We start from the raw sequence: 20,967 nt of genomic DNA, 5'->3' as shown, positions 1-20,967 counted from the left end.
AGCTGAGATTGGTCATCCGGTTGCTACGCTGTGAGGGTGTCAGCGAACTCAGCCGCAGCAGCGGCCCACATGACGGCAGCGCTTGTCCCCATGGAGCAAGGCTCTGTTGTGTCCGAAGTAGCCGAGCGTCTCCTTGCCTACTTCACCAGCGGCGACATTGCCCCCGGCACCCGACTTCCCGCAGAGCGGCAGCTGGCGGCCTCGCTCGGAGTCGGGCGCTCAGCCATCCGCGAGGCACTGGCCGCCTTGGAAATCCTGGGCATCGTTATTGTTCGGCCGGGTTCGGGAACATACCTGCGCGACGGCGTCTCCGAACTCTTGCCTCGAACGCTCAGCTGGGGACTCATGCTGGGGGAGCCGCGGACCCGCGAACTGGTTGAACTGCGCAGCGGGCTGGAAGTTCAGGCTGTGGAGTTGGCCGCGCTCAGGGTCACGGACGAGGCCCTGGAGCGAATGAGGGCCGACTTGGATGTCATGGAGAAGAACCTCGACGACCTCGCAGCCTTCGTGGAAGCCGATGCAGCCTTCCACCGTGAGATCGCGGCTGCTTCAGGCAACATGGTGTTGGAGGAACTTCTCCAGAGCATCCGCTCGCTGTTGCGGATTTGGGTGGACCGTGCGTTGACCGATGAAGGCCACGCAGAAGCCGCCTTGCGTGAACACACCGCTATTTACCAGGCCCTCGTGGCCCGGGACGCATCCGCCGTCGCGCAGAGCATGCGCTCGCATATGGCCACCGCATCACGGCGCTTGCTGGCAGGCTTCGACGCCGCCCAATAGACGCATCACCATAACGGGTTCCTTGGACGTGGTGGCGGGATTCGAACCCGCGTGCGCTGCTTTGCAGGCAGCTCCCTGGCCTCTCGGGTACACCACGCTTTAACGACAGTAGGGGCCCGGCACAGACAGGTTCAACGTTCATTGCCCCCTCTTTCGCAGGGCTACGAAGCGTTGCCGCAGGTTGCTGTCCATGACCTGGACGAGGCCCTAATGCGACTCAATGCGAAGCAGGGTGGTGCGCTCGTTGGGGGTGTCGTTGGGGGAGTGAAACACGAGGAAATCGTTGCCGTTGGACGCATTGAGGATCATGCCATGGCCACCGTTGCGCGCCCAGAGCGGCTCGCTTTCCTGGGTCCACGGTCCAAGGATGGTGCCGGACGCGGAGCGTGCTATCCCCATGGCGTAGCCTTCGTCACCGAAGCTGGACCACAGCATGTCAAGGCCGCCTGTGGACCTTCGGCGCAGGAATGGCCCGTCCGTGAAGAGGGGATCCTTGGCGAGCCTTAGTTCAGCTGGTGGGGCAACACCTTCGGGGAACCGGAGCGGCCTGCTCCACGGGGCAGAGGAGGCGCGGAAAAGGAGCTGCGGCTCTCCCACGGCGCTTTTCAGGTCGTCGGAGAGCCGCATCGCGTACATTTCTCCGTCTGCCAGCGGTGGTTCACCCGCTGCCGTGCCCTCCGCGCCGCGACTGTAGACCAGCCACGGCGTCGAGTCGTCGTCCACGAAGAAGGTGCCGTCCAGGCACGGGATTCCTGCAGGCGTGATGGGGCCGTCGCTCCATGGCCGGAATGGTCCGGTGGGCGCTTCGGCCGCGAGGATCGCGACACCGCGGACGTGGGTGCGGTCCGAAAGGAAGGTCGCAAACAGGTAGAAACGCCCTTGGTACGCGTGGACTTCGGGCGCCCAGAACTGCGAGGTGGACCAGAAGCCCTCCGGCGGCCGGAACGCGGCAATCGGGCCGTTCCAGCTCTCCAGATCGTCACTGGTGTAGCAGTCGAATCCAGTTGCCGGGCCACCCCACACATTGTGGTCGGTGGTACCGAACAACACATAGCTGCCGCTGGTGGGCTCAAGGATGAACGGGTCCCGGATCCTGATATCTGAGAGTTTCTTCAGCGGGAGGGTGTTCATGGCAGTGTCCTTCGTTGGCAACAGCGGGGTGAGCCAAACAGTACAAAGGACGGCTCCCCGGGCCGAGGCCGCATGCCATTGACTGAAAACATTCCTGCCTTGCTGCCGTATCCAGCCCAACAACGTTGCGTATTCAGAGACTTTGCTTTGCCCGTCGACGCGACTCTTCACGGCCCGGTGCCGCCACCTTTGAAACTCCCGCAGCAAGCAGCAGCGTCAGGATGGCGGCAGCCATGTGGGTGTACAGCAGGAGGTGTATGTCGCCGCCACTGACGGCTGCTCCGGCCGGCAACTCTCCCAGGGCCTGGTCCCCGTGCAAGTGGTCCAGCAAGCCATTGCCCGGAAAGTAGCCCCCGAATGCGGCCAAGCCGAGGTGCAGCAACTGCTGCGCCACCCCGGACACCAGCAGCAAAAGCAGAGGCCCGTGGATCCAGCGGGCGATGACCTGGGCCACCAATGCGCCGAAGGCGGCGAAGGCTAAAAGGACAGGGACGGCCGGAGCGCTGCCGCCAGCCACCATGTGCGCTGCCAGTCCCAGAATCACAGCCACCGGCCCGGCCACCCAGGCCCACTTGTCCTGCACAGGAGTTGCGCTCATCGCCGTCCTTCCCTCCCCACAGGCTAAGTGGAAGGGGGGGACTGGAAAAGAGGCTCGGGAAATCTAGGCGAGGAGCGTATTCACCAAGCGTGCCGCAACCTTGGCGGTCCGCGAGTCAATGTCGAACTCCGGGTTCAGCTCGGCTACGTCCACGTGGAGGAGCTTCCCGCTGGCAGCCACTTGGCGGCAGATCGCGCTGATCACCGGCAAGGGCACGCCATAGGCGGCGGGCGCGCTCACCCCGGGAGCCACCGAGGCCGGCATCACGTCAAGATCGATCGTCAGATACAGCACATCCATGCCCGCCAGGAAGTCGGCAACGAATACCTCTGCGGCCTCGGGCGAGCACTGCTCATCAAGGAGGTACTCCACGCCCAGCCGGTTGGCGGTGTCGAAGAGCGCCCGCGTGTTGTTCGGCTCCGAAATGCCGACGACGGCGTACTGCAGTTCGCGCCCGGCGGCAGCTTCCGCGCGGGCCATCTGAAGGAACGGCGTACCCGAGCTCGGCGTTGGCTCGTCACGGAGGTCAAAGTGGGCGTCCAGGTTCAGCACACCCAGCCGCTTGCCACGAAGGGTTTCAGAACCGGCGACGCCAAGGTAGCTGGCAAACGCAGTCTCGTGGCCGCCGCCCAGCACCACGGTGAGGTTTCCGGCGTCGAGCAGTCCCGAAATGGCGCGGCCGGCTCGCTCTTGGCCCGCCTCAAGTGAGTCGTCCTCCACCACCACATCACCGGCGTCGAACACGTCACGGTCAAGGTGGAACGCCAGCGGACCCAGCGCCGATCGGATTGCGGCCGGAGCTTTGGCCGCGCCTACGCGACCCTTGTTGCGGAGGACGCCGGCGTCGCTGCAGAAACCCAGCACGACGGCGGGACGCGAGGCCGCTGCCGCCGCTGCGGACGTGTGCGGGGTGATGGCCTGCCACCAGCGGCGGTGCCCGGCGCCGTCGCCGTCAAAGCGGCCGGTCCACGGGGTGGGGCTGACATCTACTGTGGGGACGCTGGTTTCCATGCTTCAAGCACACCCGAACAGGCACACGAAAACCAGCGATCCCGCCAGGAGAGTGTCTGAAACCCCGGACATACCCCGCCAGGTGAGTTACTTGACGCCCAGCAGCTCTTCCACCGTTCCGATGCCGAAGAACAGCAGGAACGCGCCAGCCACTGCCCACATGAGCGGGTGGACCTCGCGGGCGCGGCCCTGGAAGGTGCGGATCAGGACGAAGGAGATGAAACCTGCGCCGAGGCCGTTGGCGATGGAGTAGGTGAACGGCATCAGGGCGATGGTCAGGAACGCAGGGATGCCCACGCCCCAGTCCTGCCAGTCGATCTTGCCCACCTGGGAGACCATCATGAAGCCCACCACCACCAGGGCGGGGGCAACGGCTTCGAACGGGACGAGGTTGATCAGTGGCGTGAAGAACATGGCCACCAGGAACAGCACGCCGGTAACGATCGAGGCAAGGCCCGTTCGGGCACCTTCGCCGATGCCCGCGCCGGACTCCACGAAGATCTGGTTGGACGAAACGGACGCGCCGCCACCCACGATTGCGCCGAGGGCGTCCACCTGCAGAACACGGTCCACGTTGGGGATGTTGCCGTCTTTATCCACCGTTCCGGCCTCGTTGGCCAGGCCCACCATGGTGCCCATGGCGTCGAAGAAGATGCTGAGGAGGATGACGAAGGCCAGCAAGGCGGCTGCGATGAAACCGAGGTGCTCAAACGCGCCGAACGGGTTCGCCTTGCCGATCAGGGACAGGTCCGGAGCGCCCCATTCCGAGAGGGTGGGTGCCACCAGCGACCAGCCGCGGGGGTTGACGTTCTTGCCGTCAAAGCTGGGGCCGATGTGGAGGGTGAACTCGAGGATAGCGGCCAGTGCGGTGGAGACCACGATGCCGATCAGGATGGCGCCACGGACCTTGCGGACCACCAGGGCGATCGTCAGGATCAGGCCGACCGCGAAAACCAGCGTGGGCCAGCCCATGAGCTTGCCATCCACGCCCAGTCCCAGGGGAACTGTGGTGCCGGCGGCATCAGGGATGCGGCGGACGAATCCTGCGTTGACCAAGCCAATCAGTGCGATGAAGAGGCCAATGCCCACCACAATCGCCGTCTTGAGGGCTTCGGGGACGGCCTTGAAGACGGCGGTGCGGAAACCGGTGAGCACCAGGATGAGCATGGTGACGCCGGAGAGCACCACGAGGCCCATCATGTCCGGCCAGGTCAGCCCGGGATGCGAGGCTACGGTGACGGCTACGAAGGCGTTGACGCCCAGGCCCGTTGCCACCGCGAAGGGGTGTTTAGCCCACGCACCCATGAGGATGGTCAGGATGCCCGCCACGAAGGCGGTGGTTGCCGCGACGGCCGTGAAGCCGAGGGACGCTCCGCTCGAATCGGGTCCGGAGAGGATCAGCGGGTTCAGCACCACGATGTAGCTCATGGCGAAGAATGTCGCGAAGCCGCCACGGATTTCCCGTGAGTACGTGGATCCACGTTCGGAGATCTTGAAGTAGCGGTCGACTGCAGAACCTTGTTTAAGCATGAAGGACTCCGGGGATCGAGGGGAGTGTGCTCTCAAATCCTAAGCCGTCGGATATGGGCGGCCCGGACGATTCGCCTAGTCTGTAACTAAGCCAACACTAGGAGAAACCGCCCCATGCGCACCATCCGCCCGCTTCTGGCCGCCGTCGTCGCTGCTCTTGCCTTCGCGTCCGCCCTGCTGTTTTCAGCGGCTCCGGCGTCCGCCCATGACGTCGCCGAGTCCACAGCGCCAGCCAACGGTGCCAGCGTGGCTGTGGTCCCGGCGTCGGTCTCCATCACCTTCAACAACCGGCCCCTGGCCATCGGATCCGGCGTCACCGTGACGGCTGGCGGCGAGAACTGGGCCGACGGCCCCGTTGAAATCATCGACAACCAGGCGGTTCAGAAGCTGCGCGAAGGCGCGCCTGCCGGCGAATACACGGTGGTCTGGCGTGTGGTCAGCTCAGATTCGCACCCCATTGAGGGCACCTTCACGTTCACGGCCACCGCTGGAAGTACGACGACGGCCAGTGGTTCCGCGGCTGCCTCACCGTCGGCTTCGGCTTCGTCAGCCGCGGTACCGTCCGCCGGCACAGCGGCTCCGGGGACTGGCACCAGTGAGCCTGCTGCAGATGCTTCGCAGCCCTTCCCATGGAGCATCGTGGGCCTGGCAGTCGTTGCCATTGGCCTTGTTATTTACCTGGCCGTTACCGCGCGGAAGAAACTTGCCGCTTCCAACGACTCTGAGGGCGAAACTCCCGCGGAATAGCAGGGTTTTCTACGTACCTGCGAAGATCTCGAAACGATCACCGCGACACGCCAAAACGGGAGTTCTCGTTACTTAAATGTGACTTCCGGGTGATTATCGCGTACGGTGGTACCTGTGCCTGTTCCACGTAGCGGGCACTTCCGGCCTGATTGCCTAGCTCTGCCGCAGTCCGGAATCCGTTCGCAGACAAACCTTACGGCAGAGACGGGGAACCCATTTTAGGTCGCTTTCGAGCGTGCCTTGGGGTGAAGTCACGAAGCTTCCGCCGAACAGCGGGAGATAGTGGCCGGGTGACTCCCATCCGAATCCGACAGCTAACCTCGCAGGCATCGGGAGAGGCTCTTTCATGTCTTCACGCATTCTTCGCGGCCGTCGTAAGGCGGACAGCGTACGTCCTAATCCGTTCATCTCCATCTCCAAGGCAGTGGCCAGCAACGCTTCCGGCGCTGGCCGCCAGGCAGCTGTCATCGCAGCAGCCTCGGGCCTTGTCCTGACCGGTTCCATTGCTGCCCACGCAGCCGAAGCTCCGGTTCAGCGGGACTCAAGCCCCGCCACGGTCGCAGAGACCACTTCCGAAGCCCCCACCCAGGTTGTTACCGCCGCATCCACGGCTACCATCAACTTCGAGCGCCCTGCTGTTGCTTCCGTAGCAGCTCCGGTCATCGAGAAGCCGGCTCCGGTTGTTGAGGCTCCTGTCGCCAAGAAGGCAGCAGTCACCACTGCCGCTGCTGCGGCGCCTGCCAAGGCTGCGGCTGCTGCTCCGGTTGCTGCTGCTCCCGCAGCCGCTGCGCCCGCCGTCGGTGGCGTCAACGCTGCCATGGTTGCCTCGGCCTACGCCCAGATCGGCATCATGCAGGACTGCACCGCCATGGTGGAAAAGGCCCTCGGCTCCGCAGGCATCCCCGTTGGTGACCTCGCCCCCATGCAGTTCATGAACTACGGCAAAGTGGTCAGCGACCCCCAGCCCGGTGACATGATCGTCCAGTCCGGCCACGTCGCCATCTTCATCGGCAACGGCCAGGCTATCAGTGGTGGCATCAACGGCAACCAGACGGGCATCCACCCGATCAGCTGGTTGACCGCAACGGGCCCCATCACGTACGTACGCGCTGGCGCATAAGCCTCACGCTTCAGTTCAAAGGCCGGTGCCTCCGAAGACTTGATCTTCGGAGGCACCGGCCTTTGGCGTTAAGTTCTGTGCGGAAAAGTGAATCTGTGCGTAAAGTCAGGGCGCCTACGCGGTAGCGACGCCCGGTCCTGCCGGCAGGGCTACCTTGGCGGAGATCGCCTGGCCCACTGCCTTGGCTTGCCGCAGGACCTCCTTGGGCGTGGGCGTGATGAGTTCGCCAACGCCCACCAGGTGCATCCCGACTGCCCGCATCGCGGCGGCAAGGTTCTGTCCGATGGCAATTCCCAGTTCGGCCAGCATCCTCCGCAACTGGCTCTGTGCGCAGCGTGTCACCACGATGTGGTCGGCCAGCAAGACTCCGTTGGCGGTGTGGACGGCCCACTGGCGTGGAATGGATTCGAGCGGTCCGGAGACGTGGAGCCCGGTCCTGAGCCCGCTCGTGGTCATGCTGGCAACCTGTCCGTAGCCAAGCTGCTGTGAGGGATCCGAGCCCAGGAAGTCCAGGCGGACGGCGCGGGTGGTGCTGCGGACGTCCAGGTGATGGCTCGCGGCGTAGTTCCGCAGATGACGGAGGATCTCGTTGCGTTCCTGCATGGCTGCGGGATCGGCTGCATCGCAGCGTTGGAGCATTCCAGTGTGGACTGAGGGGCCTGTGGCAGACAAGGCGCCAAAGCCGTCCACGACGATGGAGCCCACGCCATAGCGGCTGAGCTCACTGGCAACTGCCAAACCGGACAGACCGGCTCCGATGACCACGGTAGTGGTGCGTTCCGTGGCGGAATCAGGCGTGAGTGACACTGCTTGGTTCCTCCTTGACGTGTGTGCCCTTCGGCAGCGCGTGGGATCGCGTCCGAGTTCCCCAAGCGGCCGCAAATAAATGGCCGGAGTGTGTGGTGAAACACGTTTGCCGGCCATTCGGTGACTCGAACACTACCGAACTTTTTCGGCCATGGATAGCCTCCCGCATCCGCGTGTTTAGCGTGTTCATCCGCAGCGCAAAATGGGTGCCCTGGAACCGAGCCCGGACCGTTACACACATAGCCCGGAGTCGCCTTGATTCGTCATTGCCGACCGAGAATAGTGGGCATTGGAAGGGGAGATTACAGGTTGCCCCGGCCCCGGCCATTGACAAGGGAGCCATGAGGGAATCCGATGCGGAAAACCTCTGGCAGAATAGCCGGAACATCAAGCAGTAGGTGGAGAGGCGGGCCCCATGGACCAGCACGGCAGACACAGTGAAGAGCCACAGCAAGGCGAGGACCAGGCTGTTGCACCCGGCGGCATTGTCGTGGGAGTGGACGGTTCAGAGCACGGTCAATGTGCGTTGGTGTGGGCAGCGCGGGAAGCCGAACGCCGGCAGCTACCCTTACACATCGTTACGGCATACTCAGTGCCCATTTTTGCCGCTTCCGGGCTGGACGGCGGCTATGCAACGGTGGACGATTCGGTCATCCGCGAGGGCGCTGACGCCATCGTCAAGCAGGCCATGGACAAGATCTCCGGTTATGCCATCGACGTCGATGCTTCGGTGGAGAACGGCGACGCCGCGGGTGTCCTGCTGGACCTCTCGGAGGACGCAGCCCTTCTGGTGTTCGGCAGCCGGGGTCGCGGCGGCTTCGTTGGACGTCTTCTGGGCTCGGTCAGCAGCGCCTTGCCCGCCCACGCCAAGTGCCCCACCGTCACGGTCCCGCTGTACTGCGCGGACCGGCTCGGGGAGAACACTGAGGACAAACACATCAAGGCCGAGCATGCCAAAGCTGGTCCGCGCACAGTGGAGAACGTGGTGGCAGTAGGCGTGGATGGTTCCGAGCAAGCCCGGATCGCCGTGCTCGAAGCTGCCGAGCAAGCCCAACGCATGGGTGCAAAGCTCCGCGTCATCTGCGCGGTACCGCAATACAGCGGATCCCTTGCGTGGGTGCCGGCCCCTTTGGACCGCGACGCTCTCTTTGCGGATATCAGGGTCCAGTTGGACGCAGGTGTGGCCTGGCTCAAGAGCCACTTCCCCCAGCTGGCCATTGAGACGGACCTCCGGGACGGCTCGCCGGTGGACGTACTGGTGGAAGCAAGCCGGGGCGTTGAGCTGGTGGTCCTGGGCACGCGTGGCCGTGGCGGTTTCGCAGGAATGCTTCTCGGCTCCACCTCCGACGGCGTGCTCCACCACGCCAAGGGACCCGTGCTGGTTGTTCCGGACCGTGAGGACCCGCGGTTGGCAGACCGTTCCAAATTCGGCCCGATGCTCGGCGCAGCCTAAGCCGGGGCCTGCGCCGTGCTCATCCTGGACATCGCTGACATCCGCGGACCGATGCTCCCGGAGGTGGGCGGCAAGGCTGCCAATCTGGGTGAGCTCGCCGGCGCCGGGTTGCCGGTGCCGCCTGGCTTCTGCCTCACCACGGCCGCGTACGTGCACGCTCTCTCCGCGATCGGCATGGAGAGCGTGTTCGCGGCCCTGCAGAATGTCGGGGCGGCTGATCTGGACGAGCTGAACGGGCTTGCCGAACACGCCCGTTCCCTGGTGCTGGACGTCGGCGTGCCGGATGACATCTCGCAGGCCATCCGCGTTGCCTATGGTGAGCTGGGGGAGAACGTTCCCGTCGCCGTCAGGTCGTCGGCCACCGCGGAGGACCTGCCCTTCGCCAGTTTTGCCGGGCAACAGGACACCTTCCTGAATGTGGTTGGCATCGACGCCGTTTTGGACGCCGTGAGCCGTTGCTGGGCATCGCTGTGGACGGATCGTGCGGTGAGCTACCGGACCATCAATGGGATCGACCATGCGTCAGTGGCCCTGGCCGTCGTCGTGCAGGAAATGGTGGATTCCGCTACCGCCGGCGTCATGTTCACCGCCAACCCGGTGACGGGAAAACGGCACCAGACGGTGATTGACGCCAGCCCCGGCTTGGGGGAGGCCGTGGTCTCCGGGGCCGTGAATCCGGACCAATATGTTGTGGAGGTTCCCAGCGGCACCATCGTGCAGCGGACAGTGGGGGACAGGCAAGTGGAGATCCGCTCCGTTCCGGGCGGTGGCACGGAACGCGTCCCTGGTTCCCTGCCCGGCGGCGGCGGAGTTCCCCAACCGTGCCTCAGCGACCAACAAGTACGCGCACTGGCTGAGTTGGGACGCAGTGTGGAGAAGCATTACGGTGCGCCGCAGGACACCGAGTGGGCCATCGATGACGCGGGAAAGCTGTGGCTCACCCAGGCGCGGCCCATCACTACCCTCTACCCTCAGCCGACTCGAACCCCTCCTGGCCCCGGCCAGCACGCCTTCCTGAACTTCAGCCTTGCCCAGGGCCTCACTCGGCCTTTGACTCCCATGGGCTTGGCCGGTATCCGTCTCCTTGCCTCCTGTGTGGCAAGAACGGCGGCATTCGATGTTCCGGATCCACGGTCCGGACCTCCGCCGTACTACGAGGCAGGCCAGCGGATCTTCTTTGACTTCACGGCCGTCCTGCGGAGCCGGGTGGGCCGGGCCATCGTGCCACGGGTGTTCGACGTCATGGAGGCGCGCTCAGCAACAGTGATGCGTGGACTCTTTGACGACCCACGCTTTTCGGTGACAAACAAGACCCCCTTGAAGCTGATTCGCCACGTCGCTCCGGTCGCGGCCAAGTATCGCGTTCCTGAAACACTTCTCCGAGGACTGTTCCGGCCCGCTGCGGCCATGCAGAAGGTGGAGCGCCTCAATGCTGAGCTGCGCACCCTGTTCACCGTTCCATCGGAAGCCACAGCCCACCAGCGTTTGGCTCACGTGCAGAGAATCCTGGGCCAGGATGTGTTTGCCACCGTGCCGCAGGTGCTTCCTCTTCCTGCGCTGGGTTTCGGGATGGTGGCGCTCGTGAGGCGGTTGCTGGGCGCGCAGGCTCCGTACCAAGAGCTCCAAACCGTCATCCGCGGGCTTCCCAACAACGTCACCACGGAGATGGACCTGGCCCTCTGGCGGCTTGTTTCGGAGATCAGGAAACACCCCGACGCCGCTGCCTCCATGGGCGGTCAAACGGCGACAGAGCTGGCGGACCGGTATCGGGACGGAACGCTTCCTCCGGTCGCACAATCCGGGTTGGCGTCGTTTTTGCGCACCTTCGGGCATCGTGCCGTGGCTGAAATTGATCTGGGCATGCCTCGCTGGTCGGATGATCCCACCCACATCCTGGGCGTTGTTGCCAACTATTTGAGGCTTGGGGACGGCGCAGACGCTCCGGATCAGCAGTTCGGGAAGGCATCCCGGGAAGCCGACGATCAGGTGGCGCGTTTCATAGCGCGTGCCCGGGCCAAGAGCCCACTGCACGCGGCCATCGTGAAAATGGCTTTGGACCGGACAAGGAGGTTTGCGGGCCTGCGCGAGTTGCCCAAGTACAACGTTGTCCTGGGGTTGGCGTCCGCCAGGGAGCAACTGCTCCTGGTCGGAAACCAACTGGCCGCATCCCAGCGGATCGAGCGTCCGGAGGACATCTTCTTCCTGGACCTGGATGACGTGGAGGTGGCATTGGCCGGCGATGATCTCCACCACCTGGTGGCGGAACGCCGTGCAGCGTACCAGCAGGAACTCCGGCGCAGGCACATCCCCCGGGTGTTGTTGTCTGACGGGACTGAACCCGAGGCCACTGCAGGGGCGTCCGCTTCAGGGTCGTCCGGCGAAAATCTGCGCCCTGGCACTCTGTCCGGCAGCCCGGCGTCGGCCGGTCAGGTAACGGCGCCGGCACGGGTCATTCTGGACCCGGTTGGTGCGCACCTGGAACCAGGCGAAATCCTTGTGGCACCGTCAACGGATCCTGGCTGGACGCCGCTGTTCCTCACAGCTGGTGGGCTGGTCATGGAGATGGGCGGACCCAACTCGCACGGGGCCGTGGTGGCCCGTGAGTACGGTATCCCCGCTGTTGTCGGCGTCCCCGATGCCACAACGCGCATCAGTACCGGCCAACACATCACGGTTGACGGCGCCGCCGGGACCGTCAGCACAGAGGGCGGAGGCCGGGAATCCTAGGCGTGCTGGTGTGATTCGTGCTCGGAGTGGCTCACAGGCTCCAACTGGAAAGTGCAGTGTTCGGTATCAAAATGCCGGCCCAGGCAGGACCCCAACTGATCCAGGATGCTGTCCGCGCCGCTGGCGTTGAGGACTTCGTCTTCCACCACAACGTGCGCTGAGAACACGGGGACGCCGGAGGTTATGGTCCAAATGTGGATGTCGTGGGCCTCCACCACCCCGTCCACGGCGATGATGTGCTCACGGATCATGTTCACGTCCACGCCCTTGGGAGTAGCTTCCAGCAGAACATCCACCACATCGCGGAGCAGATGCCAGGCCCTGGGAATGATCATCAGCGCAATCAGTACCGAGGCGATGGGGTCTGCGGCGCTGAAGCCTGTGGTCATGATGACGATTGCCGCGACGATGACCGCGATGGAACCCAGGAGGTCGCCGAGGACCTCAAGGTAGGCGCCCCGGACATTGAGGCTTTCCTTCTGCGCCCCCTGCAGGATCAGGAGTGAGACCAGGTTTGCCACGGCACCCAGGATGGCGGCCCACAGCATGACGTCCGTATGGATTTCGGTGGTTTCTCCGAAGCGGCGGATGGCTTCGATCATGATCACCACGGCGATGACAATGAGGATCAGGGCGTTGGCCAAGGCAGCCAGGACTTCGGCCCGCTGGTATCCATAGGTCCGCTGGTCACTCGCGGGGCGGGTGGCAATCCACGCCGCCATGAGGGCAATGAACACGCCTGCGGCGTCGGAGAGCATGTGGCCGGCATCAGCCAGCAGGGCCAGCGATCCGGACACGACGGCGCCGATCACCTGGATGCCAACCACCCCTAAAGTGATGGCCAGGACGGCAATGAGCCTCTTCCGATGCTTGCCGGTTGCTGTAACTCCGTGGGAGTGGTTGTGGTCGTGCCCCATGGTTACAAGGCTAGCCCCAGCCGAGCTCGTGCAGGCGGTCGTCGTCTATCCCAAAATGGTGAGCTATCTCATGGACCACGGTGATGGCCACCTCATCGATCACTTCCTGGCGGGTACTGCAGATGTTCAGGATGGGCTGGCGGAAGATGGTGATCCGGTCCGGCAGGGATCCGGCGTCCCACCACGAATCGCGCTCCGTCAGGGGAACGCCCTCGTAAAGTCCCAAAAGCACTGTGCCCGGGTCCTCGCCGGGTTGCGGCGTGTAGTCGTCCTCGATGAAGATCGCCACGTTGTCCATGGCGCCGGCGGCCTTGGGCGGGATCAGCTGCAGGGCGTCACTGACCGCTTCCTCAAAGTCCTCGGGGGACATCTCGAAAGGGCCCGCAAAGCCGGCCGTTTCAACGGGGTCACCCGGAGCCTGCTCAACGGGGCTGTGCACCGCATTCCGTTCCCGGAGCGGGGACGAAGGAAGGTCGCCGTCGGGAACGATGGGGAGGCCGGGAGGAAGATTCGCGGGCATGACTCGACTTTAGTCTGCGGCGGCAGTATTGGCTCTGTGTGTGATGAGGGATACTGAACACAATCCCTTTTCGACAGACACAGGAACCGCATGACTTCCTCCCCTTCCCTGATGCCTGAGCCGCTCGACGTCGTCGTGGTGGGTGAGGCGCTGATCGACATTGTGCAGTCGCCCGCCGGCCAGGCCGAATATCCGGGCGGATCGCCCGCCAATGTTGCCTACGGCCTTGGCCGCCTGGACGTCAAAGCCGGCCTGTTGACGGCCATCGGAAAGGACCAGCGGGGCGACGCCATCGCAGCGCACCTTCACAGCGCGGGTGTAGTGCTGCTGCCGGGATCGAAGTCGATGGGAAAGACGGCGACGGCGACAGCCAGGATCGCTGCCGACGGTTCGGCCGACTACACCTTTGACATCGAGTGGGCGCTGGCCCCGCTGGTCCTGCCCTATGCGCCGCGGATCCTGCATACGGGATCCATCGCCACGTTCCTGGAGCCAGGGGCCGGGGTTGTCAGGAGCCTGTTGGAACAGGCGCAGGGTGGGTGCATGGTCACCTACGATCCCAATATCCGCACCGATCTGCTGGGCAGCCACCACGAGGCGCTCTCGCTGTTCGAAGAGATAGTGCCACTCACCGACGTCGTCAGGATGAGTGCCTCGGACGCCCACTGGCTGTACCCGGGCAAGGCGCTGGAGGATATCTCAAGCCACCTTTTGTCGCTTGGTACCACTCTGGCCGTAATGACCCAGGGTGCCATGGGCTCCTTGATGGCCACTCGCCACATACAGCTCAGGGTTCCCGCCGTCCCGTCGACCGTTGCGGACACCATCGGCGCAGGTGATTCCTACATGTCGGCGCTGATCATGGGGCTGCTGCTCCGTGGCAGCGATGGCCTGGCGCCCACCGTATTGGAACGGATCGGCACCATTGCCTCCATGGCCGCTTCCATCACTGTTGGCCGCCCGGGCGCCAACCCGCCCACGCACCGCGAACTCCTGGCGGGAATGGCCCGCTAGCGGCTGCGGCGCCGGGTCAAGCCGACACCGATCAGGCACACCACGCCACCGATCAGTCCCCAAATGGTGGGAACCTCCTGGAGGACAGCCCAGGAAATCAGGATGGTGGTGCCGGGCACCAGGTACGTCGTGGCGGCCAGCTTGCCAGCCGAAATCAGGGACAGTGCGTATGCCCATGTGGTGAAGGCGATGGCGGTGGGGAAGATGCCCAGATAGACCAAGCCCAGCGTTGCGGGGAGCGGTGCTGCCTGGACTTCGGAGACCAGCTGGCCTGTCCACGGCAGGCAGCAGACCGCGCCAACCATGATGCCGAACCACGTCGCCTGCCCGGCCGTGAACTTCCGCAGCACGGGTTTCTGCAGGATCGCGCTCACTGAGGCGAGCACAGCGGCAAGCAAGCACAGCAGCACCCCGGCGACATCCGCCGTCGAGCGCTGCCCGGAACCCAGGGCGATCATCGCTACGCCGCAGAACGCCACCGCACTGCCAATCAGCAGCCACTTAGGGAAGCCCTCCTTGAGGAAGATTCCGGCCAGAATCGCGATCAAGATGGGCGAGACGTTGATCAGCATGGCGCTGGTACCCGCGTCGAGCATGTGCTCCGCGGCGTTCAACGCAACGTTGTAACCGCCGAACCACATCACCCCGTAGGCCACGATCGGTAGCCATTCCCGGCCCTTCGGCCAGACCTTCAGGGTCGGCAGCACCACGATGCCAAGCACGACGGCGGCCACGGCCAGCCGCCCGAGCGTCAAGGAGCCAGGGGAGAAACTGGGTCCCACCGCGCGGATGCCCACAAACGCCGAAGCCCAAAGCACGACGGTGACAATGACGGCGGCGATGCCGAGTTTGCTGATGGCTGCCGCCGGCGCGGGGGTGATGCGCGGAGGCAGGTCCGGGGAAGGCTGGCCGGGTTCGGCCGGGGTGGTGGTTGTCATAGACACAATCTAGCCGTGGCGGGGCGGGAGCGGCTGGCGGTTTTCGGACGCGTCAGGGCAAGATCCTGCCAATGTTGAGCGGGCCGCCGTTTCCGGACCCTTTTTGGAGTGGGATGCCGGGGTGGGATGTCGCCCCTCGGTGCGCGTCGGGCGGGGTGCGGAAGGGCTCATAGACCTCGATTTGGGAATATCGCCATCTATGCTCTAAAGTTTTAGAGTCCAGTTCGGACGAGCGAGACACGGAAAGAACGCGTAAAGCGTCGCTTTTCCTTGCAAAATCCGAATTGAGTTCAGGCCCCCATCGTCTAGCGGCCTAGGACACCGCCCTTTCACGGCGGCGGCACGGGTTCGAATCCCGTTGGGGGTACGCAAGGAAGTGGTAAATCGGATGAAAAAAGTCTGGTAAGCTAGAAGCCTTGAAAAAAACGCGGTAGAGATACTGCAAACGCAAGGCCCTGTAGCGCAGTTGGTTAGCGCGCCGCCCTGTCACGGCGGAGGTCGCGGGTTCAAGTCCCGTCAGGGTCGCTCTGAGCGCCGAAGAAATTCGGTTCTCAAGGTGACATGTCACCTAGGCTCTGTAGCTCAGTTGGTAGAGCGTTCGACTGAAAATCGAAAGGTCACCGGATCGACGCCGGTCGGAGCCACCACTGGGAAGCATCAGTTCTTCGGAACTGGTGCTTTTCTTCTTTAACCCGTGCTTCCTGGCTCTTCTCCAACCCGAGCTCTCCGGCGGGTTGTTGGCCGCCGCGGTTGTCTGGCGGATTCCCGTCGGTGCCGCGCTCACGAGCTATTTTGCGTTCACGAATCCCCTGGACGTGCCGCCTCTTTTGGTGTGTCGACGGTACGGGTCCCTACCGCTTCTGCCTTTTCCGGTTCTCCTGCGGTCTTGCGCACGTGGTGTATGAGCCGCGCCACCTACTTTGCGTCGTGGGTGGCCTCGACGCGCCGCCTGTTTGGGTGTGTCGATGGGAGGTGGTGATCGAAGTGGGTGGTGGCGGTACGGGTTCTTTGGGTTGTTGGTCATTTGGGTGCAGTGCCGGGGCAGCCCCAGGAGTTGGGGTTTTGTTCGCAGGTGTCGGCGACGAGTGCTTTTTCTGTTTTCCAGACGTGGATGGTTTTGGCGGGTGTGGTGATGTCCAGGGTGCCGTTGACGGGTAGTGGTGGGCCGTTGTTGACGGAGTAGGTGCCGGTGAAACTTGTGGTGACGGCGGCTTGGTAGTTGCCGGTTTCTGTGTAGCTGTGGCTGGTGCGCGTCGCGTTGGTGAGCCATTCGGCTTCGGAGATGGGGTAGCCGGTTGTTGGTGTGGGGCCGAGGGTGGCGCCGTCGCCGTAGGTGTAGCTGTGGCTGGTGGGTGTTGCGGTGAGGTGGACGGTTTGGCCGAGGATGGTGAGGTTGAAGGCTTGTTCGGTGGCGGTGGTGTAGAAGTTGGTGGGTCCGCCTTTGAGGGTGTGGGGGAAGGGTTGGGCTTCCAACGTGCCGGGGTTGACGGGTAGTTGGCGGAAGTCGTTGATGATCCGGGCGGCGATGTCGGCCAGGACGTTCCCGGGTTCGGGGTCGTAGAGGCAGGTAGGTCCACTGACGGGGATCCAATCGGTCCAGCCGGGGTTGGTGATCGCTTTGGGTGCCTCTTTCCAGATCACCGGGGTACCTTCTTCACCGCCGGCTGTGTTCGGGGGACACTGGAGGGCATCACAGCCGGGGTCCTTGGTATCGGGTCCGTCCGCGCGGCAGTGCGTGTCTGCCTTGTACTGATTCGGGTCAACGACGGTGGGCGATGTCCCTGGGGTCGGCTCCGACTTTCCTGTTTCTGGGTTGAATATGAAGGTGCCGCCGACGCGAATCGCTGTTTCACTTCGGCCAACAGTGATGGGCCCACCATCGTCGGTCGGAGTATCGGCCGGCACCGCGAAACCCCAGTGCGTGATGAGGAGGAGAATGAGGACACCGAGGCGAAAAGTCGTCATGCCTAGCCAACAATCATTCCGTTGTCAGTAACCTGCCAAGCTCCTTCTGTGAATTTGGTAAAGACGGCCTCGGCTATGTTGGATGCCGGAGTGGACTCGCTGCTTATCGTCCCATCGGCATTGTGGTAGCTGGTCTCACTTTGAATGACCTGAACTTTGGCCTCTTGGATGCTTGCTCCATCCGCCCATAGAACGTCGACAACCGGCGTCGAAATCCTTCCCCCGACCATCCACCTTCCCTGGGCGTAGTTGCGCTCCACAGCTTCTTTATATGCGGCGGCGACGGGGATGGCCGTATCGGTTGTGTCCATCCAAGGACCCAGATTCCCGGTTTCTGTTGCGTACGAGAAAGTCGCGTACCAATACCCAATAAACGCCTCCAGCCCCGCCTTCGAATTCTCCTTTGCCAGCTCGGGCATCACGGGAACGGGCACGTTCTGGGCTTTCCCGGTCGCGTCCGCGGGTTTGTATGCGGGCGACGCGGTGGGGCTGGGGGAAGCATCAGAGACCGAGACGCTTGAGGTGGGTGACGTCGTCGTCGAGTTCGTGGCGGAGGGTGATCCGCCTGGAGCGGAGCCGCCCTGGCAACCTGCCAGCAGCAAGGCAGCGCCGGCGAAAGCCGCTGCAGTACGGGCGCGAGCACGTGGATAGAGGGCAAAAGTGGCGCTTGGCATGACAGGCTCCCCAGCAGCTGTTGTGGCGGTGTGTCGGCCAGTCTAGGTGGGGCAAAGGAGGGCAACCCAGTCAGGAATTGGGCCTTGTGGATAACCCACCTCTGTTCAGGGCAAGGGGTTGGGCGTATTCTTGCCTCGCCGGCTCGTCATCGTACGCATCCATCGGGGGAACCATGATCACGAAAACACGAACTCGCACGCCCGGGCGGCTCCTGCCCCTGGCCCTTCTGGTCGCTGCCCTCACGCTGAGCGCCTGTTCCCTTCCGACGCCCGTCGCCCAGTCCACGCCCAGTGCGTCGGCGGAGGCGCCCGCGGCGGAAGTGGGGACAAGCTCAGCCACTCCCAGTGCAGCAAGCCCGGAGGCAACCACGGGAACCGGGGGAGTTTACGGCGAATTCACGTCGATGTCGGAAGCCTGCTTGTCCGTGAGCGCCACCATGCTGAGCCTCACTATCCTCCCGTTGGCGGGACTGGTGGGCGGCAATCCTGATGACATCGAAAAAGCCAAGCAGGAATTGTCCCAAATGCAGGGCAAAGTACCTGACGAATTGAAGCCCGCGTTCGAGAAGCTGCGGGCGTTTACGGAGTCCGCGGGCTCGGACTTCAGTAAGTACGGCGATGGAAAGTTCGAGGAGCTCATGAAGCCCATCCAGGACTGGATGGATAAGAACTGCAAGTAGCCGCCGCGCGCACTCCCCTCTGGCCGGACGCTTCTCCCAAAGCGTCGGAGCTAGACGCTAGGGTGGTACTCAAGAGAAGGGGAGTGCTCCATGGAAGACCAGAACGTGCAGCTTGATCCCGTGCCTGGGGACGAGATCCTGGGTACTGGACGCACCATCATCTCCGAGGCGGCCGTGGCCAAAGTAGCGGGGATCGCTGCGCGCACCGTGCCGGGTGTCTATTCCTTGGGGTCGGGTCCGTCCCGTGCGCTGGGCGCGATTCGCGACGCCGTCGGCAGCTCGGACCACGCGGCAGGTGTCCGCGCCGAAGTCGGCGAAACCCAAGTGGCTGTGGACATCAACCTGGTTGCCCTCTATGGACATCCCTTGCATCACGTTGCCAACCAGGTCCGCGCGGCTGTTTACCGGGCGGTTGAAGAGCTCGTAGGGCTACAGGTTATCGAAGTCAACATCGAGATCAACGACGTCTATGTTGCCCCGCCCGCCAAACCGGTGGGCAGCAAGTCTGTCCTCGTCGAAAGGGAGGCTCTCCAGTGAGCATGACCGTGGTGGGAATCGCGATTGGCGCCTTTGTGGCGTTCATGTCCTTCTCGTTCGGGCTGTGGGGTTTCCTTATTTCGCTGCTGTTCATGGGCATAGGTGCGCTGCTGGGCCGGGCGGCTGATGGAAAACTGGACCTCCGCAGCGTCCTGGACGCCATTACGGGCCGGCGCTCTTCGTCATGAGCGTGGCTGAGGCTGTGGAATCCACCACCAGCCTGGCCGGCCACAACCGGATCAGTACCCAGGCTTTGACATCGTTGGCCCGCGCGGCTGCCGCCGAAGCTCTCGGCGTTGCGGCCAGCGACATCCGTGCTGATTGGGCGGACGACGACGGCCTGCTGGCTTTGTCGATCGTGGCACCCATCAGCATCCCGGCTTTAACGGAAGTCCTCCGCGATCCGCAACGGGTCCAGGGCTTCGGTGGATCGATCTGGGATCGCGCAGTAGCTGCCAAGGCCACCGTGCTGGAGACGGTCACCCGGCTCAGCGGATCGCAACTCAGCCGGGTGGACATCAGGATCAGCGGAGCGCACGTCACGGAGGGAGGCCGCGTTCAGTGACACAAGATCAGGAAACGCAACAAATGGATGTTCCGGACATCACCACAGGCGACAGCCCGGTGGCCGGTGAAGACCCCGGAATGAGCCGCATTCTCCGCCGTGAGACGCATTCGTCCCGGGCCGGTGCTGCCGTGATCGCCGCCGTCCTGGTGATTGTCCTATGCGTTTACGCCCTGCTGGAGGCAGGTGTGCGGGCCATTGGACAGCCACCCTGGCTCATCGATCCCACCACCGCCGCTCCGCGCATCATTGCCCTGCCGGAGGGGATTTCTCCCCTGCTGCTGGGCGCGAGCGGCGCGGTCATTGCCATGGTGGGACTGTTTTTCCTCCTCCACGCCGTGCTTCCGGGCAGGCGTGCCCGCCACCTGCTCCGGGACGCACGAACCGCCGTCGTGGTTGATGACGAGGTACTTGCCTCCGCACTGGCGCGTCGTGCGCGAACTGCCGCGAACGTTACTCAGGAACAGGTGATGGTGGTTGTTTCGCGGCAACTTGTGGTGGTCAACGTGCGGCCCACGTCCGGCAGCCGCGTCAGCGAAGAAGCCGTGCTGGCTGCGGTTCAGGCTGAACTGGAGGAAATGTCCCCGGTTCCGATGCCTGCTGTTCGGGTCAATCTGGCGTCGTCAGGGGTGATCGGGGCATGAACGGAACACCGCGTGCCGTCAACCGTGTGCTGCTGTTCATTATTGGTGTGAAGCTTCTGGCTGTTGGTCTCCTGCTGGTGCTGTTGGCCACTGTGCCTGCAGTGGCGGCGTGGTGGCATGGCTGGTCCGCAGCCGTCTGGGCGGGGGCGGAAAATGCCTTCCGACAAACCCGTTTCCCCGGCCGCGAAGAGAGTTGGCTGTGGATTGTGGCCGGATTGATCCTGGTGGCCATCATCATCGCGATGATCGCGTGGCTGTCGCAGCAGGGCAAGGGCCGCGCCAACCTCCTGGTGGCCAGCGATGACGACAGTGACATTGATGGCGAGGTGCGCATCGGCGGTGGCGTCGCAGAACAGGCGCTCCGGGCAGCCCTGGCCGAGCGCACCGACCTCGCCGGCGCCTCCGTGGCAACGTATGAAGTCAAAGGCCGGCCGGGCCTGCGCATACGCATTCAGCCGAGGCAGGGTGTAGCTCCACACCTTCTTGCGGCCGAGGTGTCACAGCTTGTTGAAGCGATGGATTTAGTGATTGGGCAGAAGACGCCAGTGCTGGTGCACATGGTTTCCGGGGCACGGTCCCGCTTCACTAAGGCGGAACGTGTCCGGTGAT

General features: G+C 63.9%; 22 protein-coding genes, 4 tRNA genes and 1 riboswitch. Of the genes, 15 read left to right on the top strand and 11 right to left on the bottom strand.

Annotated features, from left to right (window positions below):
* The first annotated feature begins 36 nt into the window (after positions 1-36).
* Positions 37-780: a FadR/GntR family transcriptional regulator gene (locus BMY91_RS15875; protein WP_090823616.1), complete on the top strand. Its 744-nt coding sequence runs from the start codon at positions 37-39 to the stop codon at positions 778-780.
* 23 nt (positions 781-803) lie between these two features.
* Here BMY91_RS15875 and BMY91_RS15870 read toward each other — a convergent pair.
* The 5 genes from BMY91_RS15870 to BMY91_RS15850 form a co-directional block, all read right to left on the bottom strand.
* Positions 804-877 (bottom strand) — tRNA-Cys (locus BMY91_RS15870).
* Between the two features lie 110 nt (positions 878-987).
* Complete coding sequence (locus BMY91_RS15865; RefSeq protein ID WP_256212778.1) at positions 988-1,911, bottom strand: glycoside hydrolase family 43 protein; 924 nt, start codon at positions 1,909-1,911, stop codon at positions 988-990.
* A gap of 133 nt (positions 1,912-2,044) precedes the next feature.
* Positions 2,045-2,509 carry a hypothetical protein gene (locus BMY91_RS15860; protein WP_090823614.1) on the bottom strand — a complete coding sequence of 155 codons (465 nt, stop codon included), beginning with the start codon at positions 2,507-2,509 and terminating at the stop codon, positions 2,045-2,047.
* 63 nt (positions 2,510-2,572) lie between these two features.
* Positions 2,573-3,520 (bottom strand): formimidoylglutamase, encoded by a 948-nt coding sequence (gene hutG / locus BMY91_RS15855; protein ID WP_090823612.1) that lies wholly within the window; start codon positions 3,518-3,520, stop codon positions 2,573-2,575.
* Positions 3,521-3,607: 87 nt separating this feature from the next.
* Positions 3,608-5,050, bottom strand: coding sequence for an NCS2 family permease (locus tag BMY91_RS15850; protein ID WP_090823610.1), 1,443 nt, complete (start codon positions 5,048-5,050; stop codon positions 3,608-3,610).
* Positions 5,051-5,164: 114 nt separating this feature from the next.
* Here BMY91_RS15850 and BMY91_RS15845 point away from each other — a divergent pair, with 114 nt between their 5' ends.
* Positions 5,165-5,797, top strand: coding sequence for a copper resistance CopC family protein (locus BMY91_RS15845; protein ID WP_090823609.1), 633 nt, complete (start codon positions 5,165-5,167; stop codon positions 5,795-5,797).
* 150 nt (positions 5,798-5,947) lie between these two features.
* A riboswitch (cyclic di-AMP (ydaO/yuaA leader) is annotated at positions 5,948-6,140 on the top strand.
* 3 nt (positions 6,141-6,143) lie between these two features.
* Positions 6,144-6,917: an NlpC/P60 family protein gene (locus BMY91_RS15840; RefSeq protein ID WP_090823607.1), complete on the top strand. Its 774-nt coding sequence runs from the start codon at positions 6,144-6,146 to the stop codon at positions 6,915-6,917.
* A 114-nt stretch (positions 6,918-7,031) separates the two neighbouring features.
* Here the strand turns inward: BMY91_RS15840 and BMY91_RS15835 are convergent, their stop codons facing one another.
* A complete protein-coding gene (locus tag BMY91_RS15835; RefSeq protein WP_090823605.1) occupies positions 7,032-7,724 on the bottom strand; it encodes a Rossmann-fold NAD(P)-binding domain-containing protein in 693 nt (230 codons plus the stop codon).
* Positions 7,725-8,139: 415 nt separating this feature from the next.
* Between BMY91_RS15835 and BMY91_RS15830 the strand changes: the two genes are divergently transcribed.
* On the top strand, positions 8,140-9,177 hold the full coding sequence (locus BMY91_RS15830; protein WP_090823602.1) for a universal stress protein: 1,038 nt from the start codon (positions 8,140-8,142) through the stop codon (positions 9,175-9,177).
* Positions 9,178-9,228: 51 nt separating this feature from the next.
* Entirely contained in the window at positions 9,229-11,904 is a 2,676-nt protein-coding gene (locus BMY91_RS15825) for a PEP/pyruvate-binding domain-containing protein (protein ID WP_090824059.1), read from the top strand.
* Here BMY91_RS15825 and BMY91_RS15820 read toward each other — a convergent pair.
* Both BMY91_RS15820 and BMY91_RS15815 read right to left on the bottom strand, forming a co-directional pair.
* The gene (locus BMY91_RS15820) at positions 11,901-12,821 is read right to left on the bottom strand and encodes a cation diffusion facilitator family transporter (RefSeq protein WP_090823600.1); all 921 of its coding nucleotides are present in this window, start codon (positions 12,819-12,821) and stop codon (positions 11,901-11,903) included. The genes BMY91_RS15825 and BMY91_RS15820 overlap by 4 nt on opposite strands.
* 10 nt (positions 12,822-12,831) lie before the next feature.
* Positions 12,832-13,341: a metallopeptidase family protein gene (locus BMY91_RS15815; protein ID WP_090823598.1), complete on the bottom strand. Its 510-nt coding sequence runs from the start codon at positions 13,339-13,341 to the stop codon at positions 12,832-12,834.
* 90 nt (positions 13,342-13,431) lie between these two features.
* Here BMY91_RS15815 and BMY91_RS15810 point away from each other — a divergent pair, with 90 nt between their 5' ends.
* Positions 13,432-14,355: a carbohydrate kinase family protein gene (locus tag BMY91_RS15810; RefSeq protein WP_090823596.1), complete on the top strand. Its 924-nt coding sequence runs from the start codon at positions 13,432-13,434 to the stop codon at positions 14,353-14,355.
* Here the strand turns inward: BMY91_RS15810 and BMY91_RS15805 are convergent.
* Positions 14,352-15,293, bottom strand: coding sequence for a DMT family transporter (locus BMY91_RS15805; protein ID WP_090823594.1), 942 nt, complete (start codon positions 15,291-15,293; stop codon positions 14,352-14,354). The genes BMY91_RS15810 and BMY91_RS15805 overlap by 4 nt on opposite strands.
* A 294-nt stretch (positions 15,294-15,587) precedes the next feature.
* Between BMY91_RS15805 and BMY91_RS15800 the strand changes: the two genes are divergently transcribed.
* The 3 genes from BMY91_RS15800 to BMY91_RS15790 all read left to right on the top strand — a co-directional run bounded on the left by BMY91_RS15800 (position 15,588) and on the right by BMY91_RS15790 (position 15,940).
* Positions 15,588-15,660, top strand: a tRNA-Glu gene (locus tag BMY91_RS15800).
* Positions 15,661-15,744: 84 nt separating this feature from the next.
* Positions 15,745-15,818, top strand: a tRNA-Asp gene (locus BMY91_RS15795).
* A gap of 46 nt (positions 15,819-15,864) precedes the next feature.
* A tRNA-Phe gene (locus BMY91_RS15790) sits at positions 15,865-15,940 on the top strand.
* A gap of 373 nt (positions 15,941-16,313) precedes the next feature.
* On the opposite strand, the gene BMY91_RS15785 is transcribed toward BMY91_RS15790, so the two are convergent.
* Entirely contained in the window at positions 16,314-17,258 is a 945-nt protein-coding gene (locus BMY91_RS15785) for a hypothetical protein (RefSeq protein WP_256212776.1), read from the bottom strand.
* Positions 17,259-17,260: 2 nt separating this feature from the next.
* Complete coding sequence (locus BMY91_RS23510) at positions 17,261-17,932, bottom strand: DUF6318 family protein (protein WP_256212775.1); 672 nt, start codon at positions 17,930-17,932, stop codon at positions 17,261-17,263.
* A 173-nt stretch (positions 17,933-18,105) separates the two neighbouring features.
* Here BMY91_RS23510 and BMY91_RS15775 point away from each other — a divergent pair, with 173 nt between their 5' ends.
* From BMY91_RS15775 to BMY91_RS15750, 6 genes are all read left to right on the top strand, one after another.
* Positions 18,106-18,612 carry a hypothetical protein gene (locus BMY91_RS15775; protein WP_090823589.1) on the top strand — a complete coding sequence of 169 codons (507 nt, stop codon included), beginning with the start codon at positions 18,106-18,108 and terminating at the stop codon, positions 18,610-18,612.
* Between the two features lie 90 nt (positions 18,613-18,702).
* Positions 18,703-19,149, top strand: coding sequence for an Asp23/Gls24 family envelope stress response protein (locus tag BMY91_RS15770; RefSeq protein WP_090823587.1), 447 nt, complete (start codon positions 18,703-18,705; stop codon positions 19,147-19,149).
* Entirely contained in the window at positions 19,146-19,337 is a 192-nt protein-coding gene (locus BMY91_RS15765) for a DUF2273 domain-containing protein (protein WP_026542624.1), read from the top strand. Before BMY91_RS15770 ends, BMY91_RS15765 begins: the two co-directional genes overlap by 4 nt.
* Complete coding sequence (locus BMY91_RS15760; RefSeq protein ID WP_090823585.1) at positions 19,334-19,714, top strand: hypothetical protein; 381 nt, start codon at positions 19,334-19,336, stop codon at positions 19,712-19,714. The genes BMY91_RS15765 and BMY91_RS15760 overlap by 4 nt, the downstream gene beginning before the upstream one ends.
* Positions 19,711-20,358: a DUF6286 domain-containing protein gene (locus BMY91_RS15755; RefSeq protein ID WP_090823583.1), complete on the top strand. Its 648-nt coding sequence runs from the start codon at positions 19,711-19,713 to the stop codon at positions 20,356-20,358. Before BMY91_RS15760 ends, BMY91_RS15755 begins: the two co-directional genes overlap by 4 nt.
* Complete coding sequence (locus BMY91_RS15750) at positions 20,355-20,966, top strand: hypothetical protein (protein ID WP_090823581.1); 612 nt, start codon at positions 20,355-20,357, stop codon at positions 20,964-20,966. The genes BMY91_RS15755 and BMY91_RS15750 overlap by 4 nt, the downstream gene beginning before the upstream one ends.
* Position 20,967: the final 1 nt, after the last annotated feature.

The sequence above is a fragment of the Arthrobacter sp. yr096 genome, from assembly GCF_900108925.1.
Classification (GTDB): Bacteria; Actinomycetota; Actinomycetes; order Actinomycetales; family Micrococcaceae; genus Arthrobacter.
This window is presented reverse-complemented; position numbering and strand designations above follow the sequence as displayed.